Origin of the sequence: Paenibacillus sp. Soil522, from assembly GCF_001428245.1 — a bacterium.
Taxonomy (GTDB): domain Bacteria; phylum Bacillota; class Bacilli; order Paenibacillales; family Paenibacillaceae; genus Pristimantibacillus.
Genome location: NZ_LMRV01000055.1, coordinates 106,995 through 122,962, shown reverse-complemented (window position 1 = coordinate 122,962; position 15,968 = coordinate 106,995). Strand labels below are relative to the sequence as shown.

Sequence of the window (15,968 nt, the reverse complement as noted above, 5' to 3'; positions counted from 1 at the left end):
GTTTCCTCCTCACTTCCAAAGGATTATCTTGAGCGTCTGAACATTTTATGCAAAAACCCTTTGACTCCGCCGCTAACTGCAGTGCTCTGCGGGATCTCAAGAAAGTGCTTCGCAATCCGTTCAACCGCAAGCGATGCTTCACTTCCCGGGTAAGCAACAGTAAACGGCATTTGACGCTTAACAGCTTTAGAAACGTTTGGATCATCTGGCAAAATGCCTAAATGAGGCAAATCAGATTGAAGAAACCTTTGAGCAACCATGCTGATTTTATCAGCGGTTTGCTTGCCTTCCCGGAAATCAGTGGCGCGATTGACTATTAACTTGAATTGAACGTCAACGTCCATCGCTTTAACCATCTTAATTAACGCATAAGCATCCGTAATCGATGTCGGCTCAGGTGTAGTGACGACGATTGTTTCCTGGGCGGAAGTGATAAACTTAACCGTTTCCTTCGAAAGTCCGGCACCCGTATCAAACAGAATCACATCATATTTGCCATGCAGCTTGCCTATTTCATCCGCGAAGCGGTCAAGCTGCTCCGCAGATAAATCCATCAAGTCGCGTAAACCGGATCCGCCGGCGATAAAGTTAAGTCCCTCCGGCCCTTCCTGTACGATTTCCCAAATCGTTTTTTCCTGCTTAAGCAAATGATATAAATTATAGGTTGATGATACGCCCATCAGCACATCAATGTTAGCCATCCCGAGATCTGCATCGAACACAAGCACTTTTTTCCCCAACCGCTGCAGCGACAATGCGAAATTCAGGCTAAAATTCGATTTCCCGACGCCGCCCTTCCCGCTGGTAACCGTTACAACGCGAGTCGTACGGCCTTCGTCCTGAAGCTCTTGCTGCTTTACTAAGTTACGTAACGCTTCCGCTTGATCCATCATGGGCTCTTACTCCCGAGCAGCTGCTGTATGTACGTTTCTACTTGAAACTTCGCAATATCGTCCGGAACGGTCTGTCCGCTGGCCATATAAGTAGGAAGCAGTTCAAAGTTCATGATCAGGTTAAAAATTGCTCCGAAGACCGCTGTTTCATCCAGCTTCGTAAACAATACTTTGCGAACACCGTATTTGCTAAAATGTTCCGCAACCGCAGCCATGTCGCGAGTCTTGCCTGTCATGCTAAGCACCAGCACCGTTTCGCTGGGCTCGGTTGTTTGAAGTAAGCTGTTCACTTCGGATACATGCAGCTCGCTGCGGAAATTCCGCCCTGCTGTATCCATATAAATTAAATCCCGCTCGGCAAGCTGCATGAAGGCACGCGGCAAATCCATTGGCGAGAAAACGACCTCTAGAGGTACGTTCAATATGTTTGCATATGTCCTAAGCTGATCGACTGCTGCAATTCGGTATGTATCAGAAGTAATAAATCCAACCTTCCGTCCGTTCTTAATCGTATGCTCTGCTGCAAGCTTTGCGATCGTAGTCGTTTTGCCTACACCGGTTGGTCCGACAAAATGCACGACTCTTGCTTGACTGCTAATACCGCTGCCTACGTAAGGCCGCAGCCACTCTTCAAGGCGAGAAGCGGCATGATCCCAAACCTGCTCCCTGTTGAATTCAATTCGTTCCTCGTTCTGCTTGTCCATAATCGTTTCAAGCAACCGTTCGATCCAAGGCGCATCCAATTCCTGCTCGATCAAATGCTCTTTGAGCTGAATCAATTGCTCGGACATCGCCATTTGATTGCTTGATTGTTTAGAGAGCTTGACTATGTATTCTCTTAAATCTCGAATCTCATCCATAATGAACTGTTCCCGTTCGATTCTCGCATTTTGCTCCGCAACAATAGGAGCTGCGGGCGGCTCCATTACTGCAGTAGCTGTGCGCTGCGCCGTAAGCAATATTTGCTCAACGGCCGCATCCACTTGGGGATCCGCTTTACGCAGAGGCTGCGGCGGAGGAGGCGTTTGATTCGATTCGATAGCGGCTATAACCTCCATCTTCTTCTTACGAAACATTCCCATAAACCCGCCAACCTTTATTTCCTTCGTATTCAAAATAACGGCATCCTTCCCAAGCTCGCTCCTAATCATCGAAACAGCCTCAGGCAGTGCATTTACCACATAACGTTTTACTCTCATAGGTTCACCACCCCGATGCTTTGTACTTCAATGTTCGGTTCAAGCTCGCTGTAGGAAAGCACAGGCACATCCTGCATCGTTCTCTCCACAATCTGTCTCAAATACATTCGGATTGCAGGTGATGCGAGTACGACAGGTTGTTGGCCGGATTGAATTTGACGATTGACATGCTCATTAAGCTTCTGATAGATCTGCTGCGTAGAAACGGGATCGAGCGCAATATAGCTGCCTTGCTCCGACTGCTGTACAGACTCTGCAATTTTTTTCTCAAGCTGCGGCCCGACCGTAATAACCCGCAGGGTGTCGCTGCCTGAAGAAAACTGCTGTGTAATTTGTCTGGATAATGACTGACGTACATACTCTGTCAATATATCAGCGTCCTTCGTATAGTTACCGTGATCAGCTAATGCTTCAAATATGGTAACGAGGTTACGAATCGATACCTTTTCACGCAGCAGCTTAGACAATACTTTCTGTACGTCGCCGATTGTAAGAATGGAAGGAATCAATTCATCAATAAGCGCCGGATACGATTCTTTCACATTTTCTACCAGCAGCTTCGTTTCTTGGCGTCCAATGAGCTCATGTGCATGACGTTTAATGATTTCCGTCAAATGCGTTGCCACGACTGAAGGCGGATCTACGACTGTATAGCCGGACAGCTCAGCTCTCTCCTTCATTTGCTCATCGATCCAAATGGCAGGCAATCCGAAGGCTGGCTCGATTGTTTCTATCCCGATGACCGAATCATCCTCAAAACCCGGGCTCATGGCCAAATAATGATTGAGCAGCAAGTCACCGCGAGCAACGGTGTTTCCTTTAATTTTGATTACATACTCATTCGGCTTTAGTTGAATATTATCCCGGATCCGAATAACTGGAACAACGAGCCCCAGTTCCAGAGCGCATTGCCTGCGGATCATTATGATCCGATCAAGCAAATCTCCACCCTGCTGCGTATCCGCAAGCGGTATAAGACCATAACCAAACTCGAATTCAATCGGATCAATTTGCAGAAGACTAATGACGCTTTCGGGACTGCGAACCTCTTCAATCTGCTGCTCTTCAACGAGCATCTCCTCTTGCTCCTTCTGCTTATGAATCGCCTTATGCATGTACCAGCCGCCGTATGCAAGCAAAATAGCGAATGGCCATGTCCGCATTGGCCCGATTGGTGTAAGTCCTAATAAAGCTATCGTTCCTGCGGCGATAAATAAGAGCTTCGGATATTTGAACAGCTGCGCCGTAACATCCTCCGCCAGGTTACCGTCAGATGCAGCACGGGTAACGATCAAGCCTGCGGCGGTTGAAATAAGCAAGGCAGGTATTTGACTGACGAGTCCGTCTCCGATTGTAAGGATAGAGAAGGTTGAAAGCGATTCTCCAAAGCTTAAATCATGGATAGCCATACCGATAATGAATCCGCCTACCAAGTTGATGGCTAGAATGATGATAGAGGCAATTGCATCGCCTTTTACGAATTTACTGGCACCGTCCATCGCACCGTAAAAATCAGCTTCCCGTTCAATTTTGGATCGGCGGGCTTTCGCTTGCTGTTCATTGATCAATCCGGCGTTCAAGTCCGCATCGATACTCATTTGTTTACCTGGCATCGCGTCTAACGTAAATCTTGCTGCGACCTCCGCTACCCGCTCAGAGCCTTTGGTGATGACGATAAATTGAACGACAACGAGGATGAGGAAGACGATAAAGCCGATTGCAATTTCTCCCCCGCCAACCCAGCTGCCAAATGTAGCGACGACCTCCCCCGCTTCAGCATGCGACAAAATATTTCTAGTCGTTGAAACATTCAGCGCTAGTCGGAATAGAGTAGTGATTAATAGAATGGCCGGGAATATAGAGAAATCAAGTGCCTCTCTCGTATTCATAGCGATTAGTAAAATCATCAAAGCGATCGAAATGTTTAAAATAATGAGAATGTCTAGTAGTAGGACTGGGATCGGGATTATCATCATGAGCACAATTCCAATTACGCCAAAAAGTACTACAAAGTCCTTTGCTTTCATGACGCCGCCTCCTCCCGTAGTGTTATGATTATTTCACGCGTCCTTTCAGCTTATATACATATGCGAGCACCTCAGCCACAGCTTGGAACAGGTCTGGGGGAATAACATCTCCAATCTCAGCCCGTTCGAAAAGCGCTCTGGCCAGCGGCTTATTTTCCATTGTTACTACACCATTTTGTTTGGCTATTTCTTTGATGCGAAGCGCAACGTGGTCCATCCCTTTGGCAATGATCTTGGGCGCTTCCATCTTCGTTGCATCGTATTTCAATGCGATAGCGAAATGTGTAGGGTTTGTAATGATGACATCCGCTTTTGGAACCTCCTGCATCATTCGCTGAAGCGCCATTTTGCGCTGACGCTCACGAATACGGCCCTTGATGATCGGGTCACCCTCCGATTTCTTGTGTTCATCCTTTATATCTTGCTTGGACATTTTCAAGCTTTTGTTATGTTCAAAGCGTTGATAGAAATAATCGGCCAGCGCAAGTACCGTAAGCACCGTACCGATTTCGATCCCCAGCTTCACGGTTAAACCTGCGATAAAGCTAAATATTTGTTGAACCGGAAGGCTTGCCAATACCAATATCCGATTCCATTCCTTCATGATCGTCATATATACGAGCACTGCTACGATCAGCAGCTTCAAAATACTTTTAAAAAATTCAACTACTGTTTTTGTTGAAAAGATTTGTTTAAACCCGTTAACCGGGTTCAGCTTGCTAAATTTCATTTTAAGAGGATCGCCTGTCAACAAAAAACCAAACTGCACAATGTTTCCAAGAATCCCGGTAATAACGGCTATTGCAAATATCGGAAGCAAAATGAGCAGCAGCTGGACGGCTACATCATTGAAGAGCGTCATCACGTTTCCAGCCGTTAAATCCATCAACAGCCAGTCTTCGAATAAATTTCCGAACAGCATCATAATATGCGCTTTGAAATAACCGCCTAACATGATGAAGCTCATAAAAACAAACATTAATATAAGTGAACCTGGCAAGTCGGCGGATCTGGCGATCTGACCTTTCTTTCTTGCTTCATCCCGTTTTCTCGGAGTGGCTTGCTCAGTCTTTTCCTGACTGAACAGCTGAAGATCAAGCTTTAGACGGTAATTGCGCATGGGCAGCATCCTCCTATTGCCCTTCAGGCGGCGGTCCCAGCACAATACCGAATAGCTGTTCCAGAGCGCCAAACATGATGGAAAACAATCTTTCGAATATGCCAGCAAGGCTTGGCATTAACAAGACAAGCAAAATCATGCCGATGATAAGCTTTAGCGGGATGCCGATTACAAATACATTGAACTGAGGAGCTGTTTTTGTCAGGAAACCCAAGCCTACATCTGTCAAAAACATGGCCACAATAAGCGGCGCAGCTACTTGAATGGCAAGCAGAAACGTGTTGCCTATCAATCTCGTTAAAAAGTCGGTCACGCTGCCGCTCATCAATCTGCTAAACAGCTCATTTGACAAAGGCATCCATTTGTAGCTATCCATGAGACCCGTTATTAAAAAATGATGGCCGTTCATCATCAGAAAAATGATGATGATCAGCATGTACTTAAAATTGCCTAGCAAAGGGGCTGACGTACCCGTATGAGGATCTACTATGTTTGCCATTGCAAAACCAACCTGCAAATCCATAAAGGCGCCAGCGGTTTGAACAACGGCGAAAAACAAATAGACCACATAACCCATCAGTACGCCGACCAATATTTCACGAAACAGAATAAGTACATATTCCGCGTCCGGTACAATCGTCTGCTTCATTCCGTACGTTAAAAAAACGATAAACGAAATGAAGAAGCCGAAACCGATCTTAAACACATTCGGTACGCCGCGCGAGGAGAACACAGGCACGACGACGAAAAACGCAGTTATTCGACAAAAGATAAGCAAAAAAATAGGAAAACCTTGTACGATCGCGTTCATTCACTCACAACCTAACCGATGTAATGATGAAGATTGTTCAGCAGATTGTAAGTAAAGTCGATAACCGTATTAAGAATCCATGGTCCAAAAATAATGATGGATACGAAAACAGCTACAATTTTCGGGACAAATGCCAGCGTCTGCTCTTGAATCTGCGTTGTAGCCTGAAATATGCTGACAAGTAACCCTACGACCAAAGCAAGAACGAGCATTGGTGCACTGGCTTTCAAAACCACGAATACGGCCTCGCTGGCCAATCCGATTATGAAATCAGTACTCATCGAACGTCACTCCCTGCTAGTATCACGTGTTGAAGCTTAATAATAAAGATTTTACGATCAAATACCATCCATCTACTAATACAAATAGAAGCAGTTTAAACGGCAATGATATCATGACAGGAGGCAGCATCATCATCCCCATTGCCATCAATGTGCTCGCAACAATCATATCGATGACCAGAAACGGAATGAAAATCATAAATCCCATTTGAAAAGCTGTTTTGAGCTCGCTTATTGCATATGCCGGTATTAATACCGTTATTGGAATCTCTTTAAATGAAGCAGGCTTCTCCGTTTTGGTGTAGTTCATGAAGAGCATTAAATCCTTTTCCCTCGTATGGGAGAACATAAATTTCTTCATTGGCACGGACGCTTCTTGAAAAGCCTCGGTTTGCGAGATTTGACCTTTTAAATAGGGCTGAAGAGCAACGTCATTGACCTGCGAAAACGTTGGCGCCATGATGAAAAAAGTTAAAAACATCGCAAGTCCGATTAACACTTGATTGGGAGGCATTTGCTGCGTTCCAAGCGAAGTTCTTACAAAGCCCAGGACGATAACAATTCTCGTAAAGCTGGTCATTAGCACCATAATTGCCGGCGCGATGCTTAATACTGTTATTAATAGAAGAATGGATAATGCGCTATTACCGGGCGTGTCGCCGCTTCCGTCGCCAATGTTAATAGAAACGTCGGGCAATGGCTCCGCAAATGCCTGATTATGTATGAGCATGGCAAGCAGCTGTACAGCAACGATTGATATCCACCACTTATTTTTCATCATCCATCAACCGTTCATTTGATTTAGATTCATGAAGCAACGATTCCAATTGTTGTTTGCGGTCTGCTTGTTTACTAAGCTTGTCTTGCAACAAATGCTGAAAGGAGGAGGTTGAATTCCATTGCTCTTCTGAAAGCTCAGGCTCGGCTTTTTCGTTACGGTTTCTTAGTTTGCCAAGCAGCTCAGTTATTAGGTCTTTTGACCAAGCAGATTGCTGCTGTCGCTCAAGCGCAGCAAGAACAGCGTTTGCCTGCTCGGCATTGTCAATCTTATCAATTAAGGTAATGTTCTCGCCGACACCAACAATGTATATCCGTCCAGCAATTTCAACGACTTGAAGCGAGTTGTTTTGTCCGAGCGCAATTCCGCCGAGTGAACGAAGTGAACGGTTCGTTCCCCACGTGCGGTTGCGCTGAGACAACCATTTAATGACTAAAATGATCAACACGATAACGATGGCAAGCGAGATGATGACCCAAATCAAGCTACCCGCTAAATCCTTAGTACCAGTGAACACCATCTGTTCATCATTGTTTGCGCTGCTGCCGTCTGTTGCAGCAGCAGCAAAACGAGGCCAAATCGCCATCCCAAGAGCAGACACCATTGAAATGCGCGAAGGTAAGTTTAACATCGTGTCTAACCGTTATCCGAGCGTTTTCTTGATCGCTTCAATTACGCGATCGGCTTGGAACGGTTTAACGATGAAGTCCTTTGCGCCTGCTTGGATCGCATCAATAACCATTGCTTGCTGACCCATTGCTGAACACATAATTACTTTGGCATTGCTATCTAGCTTTTTGATCTCTTTCAATGCGGAGATTCCGTCCATCTCAGGCATCGTAATATCCATTGTTGTCAAATCCGGTTTCAGTTCCTTGTACTTTTCAACCGCCTGAGCGCCATCCGGGGCTTCACCGACGACTTCGTAGCCGTTCTTTGATAAAATGTCACGAATCATCATGCGCATAAAAGCTGCGTCGTCTACGATAAGAATGCGGTTTGCCATCTTTTTTTATCCTCCCAGGATACTATTGTAATTTTTGAATACGGTCCCATTGACTTACGATATCCGTTACGCGAACACCAAAGTTTTCATCGATAACAACAACCTCGCCTTTGGCAATTAGCTTATTATTCACCAGGATGTCGACCGGCTCGCCAGCTAGCTTGTCCAGCTCGATAATCGAACCTTGCGACAGCTCCAAAATATCTTTTATTTGCTTCTGGGTCCTTCCTAATTCTACCGTGACCTTAAGCGGTATGTCGAGCAATAAATTGAGGTTTGTTTCATCTGGCTGTATCAACGGAGCGTTGCCAAAATTAGCAAATTGGACGGGTTGTACGTTTACATTGCGGTTAGCTGCATGACCATATGTATGCGGCCCAAGCGGCTGCATGGGCATGTCGTAGCCGGATGCAGGCGTCTGAAACTGCATGGGCGGCATTTGGTTCATTTGGTTCATTTGGTTCATTTGGTTCATCTGGTTCATTTCATACATCTGGTTCATATGGTTCATTTGCGGCATTTGCTGCAAAGGCGGAGCCATGTGCATTTGCGGCGGCACTGCGTTCATGTGAGCTGCCGCAGCCGTTTCCTGCATAGCCATTGCTTGCTGCGCTGCGGGAGCCGCAGCTGGAGCCGTAACTGCAGGCTGCGCTGGCGGTTCTTCTACTACACCCATTAATATATCAACCATTTGTTTTGCAAAAGGGATAGGAAGAAGCTGCATAATAGTCGAATCGATAAGATCGCCGATTGTCAACCGGAACGAAATTTTAATAAACAAATCCACTGGCGGCAAATGCTCCATGCCATCGCCGTTATTCACATCTAAAATATCAATTCCTGGCGGTGAAATGTTGACAAAACGATTAAAAATCGTTGACATCGACGTCGCGGAAGAACCCATCATTTGATTCATGGCTTCTTGTACAGCACTAATATGAATTTCGTTCAATTCTTCGACAGAGATGTTGTGCCCGTCACCGCCTAGCATCAAGTCAGCAATGATTTGGGCATCCTTTGTCTTAATAACGAGAGAGTTAATGCCTTGAAATCCGTCAACATATTGCACGCTGACCGCGACATGCGGTTTTGGGAAAATGTCCGGGAGTTCGTCTTTTTTTACGATGGTAACCTGCGGCGTCGTGATGTCTACTTTTTTGCCCAGCAGCGTCGATAGTGCTGTCGCGGCACTGCCAAAGGTGATATTTCCAATTTCGCCCAGCGCAGACTGTTCCATTTCGGATAAGAAGTCTGAAAGTTGTTGTCCGGCCTCAGAGGGCAGCTCCGGTTCCGGCTCACTTACGGATTGACGAAGCAATGCATCAATTTCCTCTTGTGACAAATAGTCCTTACTCGTCATAATCTTCTTCCACTCCTTCGCTGACAACCTGATCTACTTGAACAGCCAGTCGATCCTTAACGGAGCCCGGACTGCCAATAAACTTAAGCTTCTCTCCAACTTTAATTTTCAGACCATCATCGACTGACTTATTCAATGAAATAACATCGCCTATATTCAGTCCCAGAAACTCATTGATCGTAAGTGAGGATTCACCAAGCTCAGCAACAATTGGAAGCTTCGCTTTGTTCACCCGCTGCTCCAATATTTCAACCTCTTCCGGCGCACGGGCTTTCTTCTGCGAAACAAACCAATGATGAACAGATAATCTGGACATAATCGGTTCGATAACGACATGCGGGATACAAAGGTTTATCATTCCTGTTGTATCACCAATTTTGGTGCTGAAAGAAATAAGTGCTATCGTCTCGTTCGGAGATACGATCTGCATGAACTGAGGATTCGTTTCCAAAGCTTCCAGTCTAGGAGAAATATCAATTATCGTTTTCCATGCTTCCTGCAGGCTTTCAAACGTTCGGCTGAAGATACGCTCCATGATGATCGTCTCGATCTCAGTTAAGCTATTAAATTTTGAAGGCGCTATACCTTGTCCGCCTAACATTCGATCAAGCATGGCGTAAGCTACGTTTGGATGAACCTCAAGCACCATCCGCCCTTCCAGCGGTTCCGCTTCAAAGATGTTCAAGATCGTCATCTTAGGAATCGAACGAATAAATTCGTCATAAGGCAATTGCTCGACCTGCACGACATTTATTTGAACAAATGTGCGTAGTTGCGCTGAGAAATAGGTTGTCAAATATCGCGCAAAGTTTTCGTGAATCCGGGTCAAGCTTCGAATATGATCCTTCGAAAAACGAACGGCGCGCTTGAAATCATACAAACTGACTTTCCGTGTCGTCTCTTCCTTTTTTAATTCCTCTGCATCCATTTCTCCGGAATCCAAAGCAGCAAGCAGCGCATCAATTTCATTTTGCGATAAAACATCAACCAAATATCTCACCTCCTTCGAGGAATGTCGGCGTAGTCAGTTAAATTTCTGTAATAATAAAGTTTGTGATTTCTACCTTAACCAATTTACCTTTTGGGATAATGGGATTAATAAGATTAAGCAGCTTGGATTCGAGTGCATCTTCGCCCTGAGAGCCTTTCAGCTCGTCAGCGGTCATATCAGCTAGTGTACGGTTAATGATGGGTCTAACCTCGATTTCGGTCAGCTTATCGAACTCTTCCTTTGTTTTCTTGCTGTCAAGCTGGAAAGCAAAGCTAAGAACAACAACATATTCGGGGTCTTTCAGGTTTCTTCTGAAATCCTTTAATTCGGATGTAACCTCTACACGCTCATCCGCAGACAACACTTTAACTTCAATGGTTTTTGTCTCCGTCGCTTGCTCCTTAGGGTCGGTAAAAAAGGATTTAAACAATATAATGGCTACAATTGCGATTAATGTTATAGATAACAAAATAGTAATTAACCATGGAAGCATTTTTTTCATGCTGAGGGCCCCTCCATTTGCTCACTCTTTTGGGCCGCCGCAACGAGGCCAATTGTCCGAAGATACTGCCCGTTAAGCAACAACAGCTCAGCTGTCTTCTCTTTTACTACCAGCTTTTTTCCTGTCGTAAGCGTAATAACGGTATCCGCAGATTCTTCGATCACTTCAATTAATAGTGCATTTATCGTGACTCTAGTTCCATTTAATCGCGTTACAGTAATCATTAGTTACCCCCTCACACCTAGGGGAGGCACTAGGCCTCCCGCCCGTTATGACTTACCTATCGTTTTAAGTTAACTACCTCTTGCAATATTTCATCGGATGTTGTAATAATGCGTGAATTTGCTTGAAAACCGCGCTGCGCAACGATCATTTCCGTAAATTCAGCTGTCAAATCAACGTTAGACATTTCCAGCTGTCCGGCAATGATCGATCCAGTACCGAGCTCCGGGTCGCCTGCGAACGTCATAAAGTCTTCAATCGAAGCGTCCGGGTTAGCATTGGCCGTCACACGGTACATATTGCCGCCAAGCTTCTCAAGACCGCTAGGGTTTACAACCTTCGCAACGCCAAGCTGTGCAACAGCTTCCGTACCGTCAGCCGTTACGCCCGTAATCGTTCCATCTTGACCAATGGAAAAAGCAGTAATCGCTTCGTCAAGAACGATCGGCTCCTGATCGACGCTAAGTACAAAATATCCATCGCCTGTTACAAGCTGTCTGTTCGCATCCAGCGTAAAGTTTCCTGCGCGCGTCAGAAGCATTTCAGATTCGTCGTTAGCTCGGACAACGAAGAAGCCGTCGCCGTCGATACGTAGATCTGTCACCTGATTCGTCGTCATTGCGCTTCCTGCGGTATGTACCGTATCGATAGATCTGATAGATACGCCTAAACCGACTTGCTTCGCGTTTACGCCACCTCGCACGCCTTCCTCAGGTGCGGTAACGCCTGCAACAGTCTGGCTTAGAATATCTTTAAACATGACGCGGCCTGCTTTAAAACCAACCGTGTTGACGTTGGCGATATTGTTGCCAATGACATCAAGCTTTGTTTGAAAGCCGCGCATACCGGATACGCCCGAATACATCGATCTTAACATTTTTCGTTTTTCCTCCTGGAATATGGATTGGTCTCTTTGGCTTCTAAGTATGTATGCACTATCATATAGCTGCTTCAATCGGTCCGCAGCTTGAGGCTTCCTGATAGGTCCAGCCTTACGATAAAATAATAGCACTGTCTATATGAGTAAATACGTTACTTCTCATTTGTCCGCCATCCATAGCCGTTACTACAGTGCGGTTTGGAACATTCACAATCATTGCAATATCTCGAAAAACGATTAAAGTATCCTGAGCGCCTTTAGATGCAGCCTCTTCAACGGCATTGATAATTTTCGTTAACGATTCCGGCTGTAGTTTAATGCCTCGCTGCTGCATGCGCACCTCGGCATGATGGCTGAACTTAAGCATTTTCGCATCAAGCATGCCTTGAAACTCTGTTGATTGCGGTAAACGGATAGCTGCCGTTTTGCCTGATTGAATGGATGTGGATTTAACCGGGAAAATATGGCCGATTTTCACGCCATCGTTCACTAGGTTTCCGCCCCCTCCTCAGCATCCGCTGATTCAGAAGATGAATTATCCGCAGGTCCGACGCCGGCATTATCTGCCGTTTCCTCTGTGCTAGCACTGTCACTATTCGTTTCCGATATCGCTGTGACATAATCAAGAGCGATCTCAGCACCGCCTACTCTTGCATATAGAATGCCGTCCTTCGATATAATGGCATCAACAACGCCCTTTTGGGTTGTGACTTCTCCTGCATCGTCAGCTTCGTTCCATTCAATCGTTTTGCCAATCATGGTTGAAGCGGAGCCTATATTCTGACGCATTAAGGTAAGCTCAGTAGACATGTTCATAAGCTGCTCCACCGAGGTGAATTGAGCCATCTGTGCGATGAAATCCTTATCCTGCAGCGGCTGCATGGGATCCTGATTACGAAGCTGCGTTACTAGAATGCTTAGGAACTGATCCTTGCCAAGCGTATCCGTGCTAGTTTTGTTTGCTGCGGCTTGCACGTTCGCTTGACTATAGTTCGGCCAAACTGCGCGAGTAGAAATGCTATCTGCCATTTCCGATCACCTCCGATCTCTCTAGCGGTACGATTGCTCTGCTAAGCCTTAACGTTTATTCCTCTGCCGAAGCCAAGTCCTTGAATTGCCGATTGTTCAATCATTTCGGTTTCAAAATGAGTTTCGCTCGATCCCTCTTCGCCGTGAAAAGACTGACGGCTGGAATCTTGCTGCTGACTGCTTCCATGACCTTGATGCTGCTGAGACAGCTGTGTCATCGATTGCCCCTGCGACACCTCAAGCTTATCGACCATTAGGCCTTGTGCTTGAAGAGCGGAACGAAGCTGCGCCATTTGATTATCCAGCATATCTTTGGCCATAGCTGTGTCGGTTTGGAAGATTGCCGTCAATAAGCCATTTTGCATCGTAATTCGTACGTCCACTTGTCCCATATGTTCAGGGAAAAGTATAATCTTCGCTTCTGAAACACCATTGACGGATGTTAAATCAAACTTTTGTACGATCAATCCCGTCATCGACTTAGCAAACTCATCCGCAACGACATATGAAGTCGAAGCAGCTGCTGCATTTGCAACCAGCGGTGCGAAACCTCGCAGCGTATCCGGATTACTTGCGCCCGGCTGAACCAGCGGGGGCGATTCAGCCGATGAAGCGGCTGTTTCTGAATCGACGCCTTTCTCCGAGCTTTGAACTGCTGTAGATAGGAGTGCCGGATGAACTGCCGCTTGCTGCGATAAGCGCTGCAACAGCGTGCTAACCTGAGCTTGTGGAGCAGTTTGCGCTGAAAACAGTTGTTGTGTGAAGGCTGACGATTTCGTCTGCGGTTTATTCGTATCCACCGTCTCGCCTTCCAAAATCGCTGTTAACGCTTGAAGCTGCTTCGCTACCCATTCCGTTGGCTCTTGTTGTTGAATCAGCTTAGTCGCCCCCTGCTGAAGCATGGCTTGTATTTGCAGCAGCGTATCCTGCAAGTTAGACTTTACAGCCCTGATGTTCGCAACCGCTTGCTGATCGGACATGCTTCCATTCTCGGCATTCAATGGCTTAGCCGGCTGCTGAATAACAGGAACTGGAATTCCGAGCAGCGCGAGCAGCGCATTCATTTGATCGAGAACAGCTTCTAATTGCTTCAGCTGCTGCTCATCTTCTGCTGGCGCTTCGCCTTCTTCTGTTGCCGGTTCAGCCAGCTGTTCAAGCAATCCGTCGATAATCGACATCAGATCAGATACAGTTGGGGCAGCTGCGGAATCTGTGGTTTCGCTTGCCGCTTCCTTTAATACAATTCCAACTGGCTGATTGCCTAGCGTATTTGCAGTACCACCAGCAGCATCGCCGCCGTTAAGCTGCTTCACTAACGTTTTTTGGAACACCGCTCCGCCTGTACTTTTGCTCGCTTGTCCAGTTGTAGTCGCTTGAGCCTGTGGCTGGCTTGACGCAATTTGTGGAATCATCATTTCCATTTTTCTCACCTCCTTTCGAATAGGGGGTTCAAAAGCTGCTTGATCAGCCGTTAACTGCCTGTCATCAATTTGGATACAAGCTGAGCTGTGGTCGCTTCATTAATTCCCGACATTTCGGCCAGAATCGCCGATCTCGACTGATTGTCAACCGAATTAAGAATCCGAAGCACCTTGCTTGGACTTACCTCGACCATTTTAATTAACAATTCAGCGGCGCTTTTTGCATCCATAGCCGTGAACGTTGCACTTAACTGCTCTTGATCAAGCACGGAGGTTGCTTTCTTCGTTTCCGGCGTCTTCTGAGCATTTAGTTTTGCTTGAAGCGCGGCTATTTGCAAATCCTTTGTCTTCACATTATCCTTCAGCATCATAGCTGCGTCGGCCGCCGTCTGCGGATTCATCTTCTCCATAATACGAACCCTGTCATCGGAACGCATATTTGCAAATACAAGCACGATTTCTTCTAAAGTCATGCTTTGCAAAATAGGGGCTGCCTTGCTTGGCGTGATTTTGGAAAACATACTCGCTAATTCTTGAATTTTTGCTTCGTATTCCTCATCCTTAAGCAATTGCTCATCATTAACGCTCTTGAGCTGAGAGTTATCGCTTTCCAAATCTTTAACCTCTTGCTCAAGCGCAGTCTTAGACTGGTTTGCAGCTGCCAGTTCGCTTTCAATCGCAGTCAGCTGCGCTTGCAAATCCGCAATTTTCGCAGACATATTTGCTGTTTTCAATTCATCATCATTTAATACCCCTCCCGCAACCTTAGGCTCAGGAAGCACGTCCTTTAAGAAGGGAACCGAGTTTCCGGCCTCCAGCATCTTATTGCGAAAATCAATATTGAACAAGGTATACAGTACGCCGAGCAAAACGATTGCGAATAAAATCGGCGTCATCAAAAACATGATTCGTTCCAGCGCGCTGTAACCTTGCTTTTCTTTATCCAAACCCGCCAATTCTACTCACTCCCTCTAGCCGGTCTCACGCATCACGTTTATGGGGTTGGTATCATGAAACGGACGCTTGCCAGCTCATCCAACTCGTTCTGCTCTTTGATTTGCATAGCATGCTGGAATCGGTCACGCGCATGATCTTTTGCTTTAAGCCACACTTTCTCATCCTTCATCTTGTCTGAAAGCTTAAGCCTGCTTTGCTCAACCGCCTTCTGTGCTTGCAGCACATCTTTCAATTTGCTTGTAATACAAGCTACTAAATGATCCAAATAATGCTGGATGACTTGAAGCTCTGACAGGGGAACGGCAATACGCGTAGCCTCATGCAGCTTGCCTTCCCATTCCCGCTGCTTCGCACGTAACAGCTCAAGCGACAGCTCCTCTTCTGTAAGAGCGCCAATTGCTGATGACAGAGTCCATTCTGCTTGTGTCTTCTCACTAGCCTTCAAATCAACAACCTTTTGAAATGAATAACGAAACGATGCCATCTAACGG

At 46.1% G+C, this 15,968-nt stretch carries 19 protein-coding genes; all 19 read right to left on the bottom strand.

What is annotated here, in order from left to right; genetic code table 11:
* Positions 1–23 precede the first annotated feature (23 nt).
* Complete coding sequence (locus tag ASG81_RS18220) at positions 24–893, bottom strand: MinD/ParA family protein (RefSeq protein WP_056637153.1); 870 nt, start codon at positions 891–893, stop codon at positions 24–26.
* Positions 890–2,092: a flagellar biosynthesis protein FlhF gene (flhF, locus tag ASG81_RS18215; protein WP_056637150.1), complete on the bottom strand. Its 1,203-nt coding sequence runs from the start codon at positions 2,090–2,092 to the stop codon at positions 890–892. Before flhF ends, ASG81_RS18220 begins: the two co-directional genes overlap by 4 nt.
* A complete protein-coding gene (flhA, locus tag ASG81_RS18210) occupies positions 2,089–4,119 on the bottom strand; it encodes a flagellar biosynthesis protein FlhA (RefSeq protein ID WP_056637147.1) in 2,031 nt (676 codons plus the stop codon). Before flhA ends, flhF begins: the two co-directional genes overlap by 4 nt.
* Before the next feature lie 28 nt (positions 4,120–4,147).
* The gene (gene flhB / locus ASG81_RS18205; protein WP_056637144.1) at positions 4,148–5,239 is read right to left on the bottom strand and encodes a flagellar biosynthesis protein FlhB; all 1,092 of its coding nucleotides are present in this window, start codon (positions 5,237–5,239) and stop codon (positions 4,148–4,150) included.
* Positions 5,240–5,252: 13 nt separating this feature from the next.
* Complete coding sequence (gene fliR / locus ASG81_RS18200; RefSeq protein ID WP_056637141.1) at positions 5,253–6,050, bottom strand: flagellar biosynthetic protein FliR; 798 nt, start codon at positions 6,048–6,050, stop codon at positions 5,253–5,255.
* An 11-nt stretch (positions 6,051–6,061) separates the two neighbouring features.
* Complete coding sequence (gene fliQ, locus ASG81_RS18195) at positions 6,062–6,331, bottom strand: flagellar biosynthesis protein FliQ (RefSeq protein WP_056637138.1); 270 nt, start codon at positions 6,329–6,331, stop codon at positions 6,062–6,064.
* 22 nt (positions 6,332–6,353) lie between these two features.
* On the bottom strand, positions 6,354–7,061 hold the full coding sequence (fliP, locus tag ASG81_RS18190) for a flagellar type III secretion system pore protein FliP (RefSeq protein WP_442952917.1): 708 nt from the start codon (positions 7,059–7,061) through the stop codon (positions 6,354–6,356).
* 37 nt (positions 7,062–7,098) lie between these two features.
* Positions 7,099–7,695 carry a flagellar biosynthetic protein FliO gene (locus ASG81_RS18185; RefSeq protein WP_056637132.1) on the bottom strand — a complete coding sequence of 199 codons (597 nt, stop codon included), beginning with the start codon at positions 7,693–7,695 and terminating at the stop codon, positions 7,099–7,101.
* Positions 7,696–7,752: 57 nt separating this feature from the next.
* Complete coding sequence (locus ASG81_RS18180) at positions 7,753–8,115, bottom strand: response regulator (protein WP_056637129.1); 363 nt, start codon at positions 8,113–8,115, stop codon at positions 7,753–7,755.
* A gap of 22 nt (positions 8,116–8,137) precedes the next feature.
* Complete coding sequence (fliY, locus tag ASG81_RS18175; protein WP_056637126.1) at positions 8,138–9,475, bottom strand: flagellar motor switch phosphatase FliY; 1,338 nt, start codon at positions 9,473–9,475, stop codon at positions 8,138–8,140.
* On the bottom strand, positions 9,465–10,466 hold the full coding sequence (gene fliM, locus ASG81_RS18170; protein WP_056637123.1) for a flagellar motor switch protein FliM: 1,002 nt from the start codon (positions 10,464–10,466) through the stop codon (positions 9,465–9,467). Before fliM ends, fliY begins: the two co-directional genes overlap by 11 nt.
* Before the next feature lie 37 nt (positions 10,467–10,503).
* The gene (locus ASG81_RS18165) at positions 10,504–10,968 is read right to left on the bottom strand and encodes a flagellar basal body-associated FliL family protein (protein ID WP_056637120.1); all 465 of its coding nucleotides are present in this window, start codon (positions 10,966–10,968) and stop codon (positions 10,504–10,506) included.
* Complete coding sequence (locus ASG81_RS18160; protein ID WP_056637116.1) at positions 10,965–11,192, bottom strand: flagellar FlbD family protein; 228 nt, start codon at positions 11,190–11,192, stop codon at positions 10,965–10,967. The genes ASG81_RS18165 and ASG81_RS18160 overlap by 4 nt, the downstream gene beginning before the upstream one ends.
* 56 nt (positions 11,193–11,248) lie before the next feature.
* The gene (gene flgG / locus ASG81_RS18155; protein WP_056637114.1) at positions 11,249–12,067 is read right to left on the bottom strand and encodes a flagellar basal body rod protein FlgG; all 819 of its coding nucleotides are present in this window, start codon (positions 12,065–12,067) and stop codon (positions 11,249–11,251) included.
* A 115-nt stretch (positions 12,068–12,182) separates the two neighbouring features.
* Positions 12,183–12,560, bottom strand: coding sequence for a TIGR02530 family flagellar biosynthesis protein (locus tag ASG81_RS18150; RefSeq protein ID WP_056637111.1), 378 nt, complete (start codon positions 12,558–12,560; stop codon positions 12,183–12,185).
* Positions 12,560–13,099, bottom strand: coding sequence for a flagellar hook capping FlgD N-terminal domain-containing protein (locus tag ASG81_RS18145; RefSeq protein ID WP_081417412.1), 540 nt, complete (start codon positions 13,097–13,099; stop codon positions 12,560–12,562). The genes ASG81_RS18150 and ASG81_RS18145 overlap by 1 nt, the downstream gene beginning before the upstream one ends.
* 41 nt (positions 13,100–13,140) lie before the next feature.
* Positions 13,141–14,520, bottom strand: a complete 1,380-nt coding sequence (locus ASG81_RS18140; protein ID WP_056637107.1) for a flagellar hook-length control protein FliK — start codon at positions 14,518–14,520, stop codon at positions 13,141–13,143.
* Between the two features lie 50 nt (positions 14,521–14,570).
* Entirely contained in the window at positions 14,571–15,476 is a 906-nt protein-coding gene (locus tag ASG81_RS18135) for an MgtE protein (RefSeq protein WP_056637104.1), read from the bottom strand.
* 38 nt (positions 15,477–15,514) lie between these two features.
* Entirely contained in the window at positions 15,515–15,961 is a 447-nt protein-coding gene (gene fliJ / locus ASG81_RS18130; RefSeq protein ID WP_056637101.1) for a flagellar export protein FliJ, read from the bottom strand.
* Between the last annotated feature and the right edge of the window lie 7 nt (positions 15,962–15,968).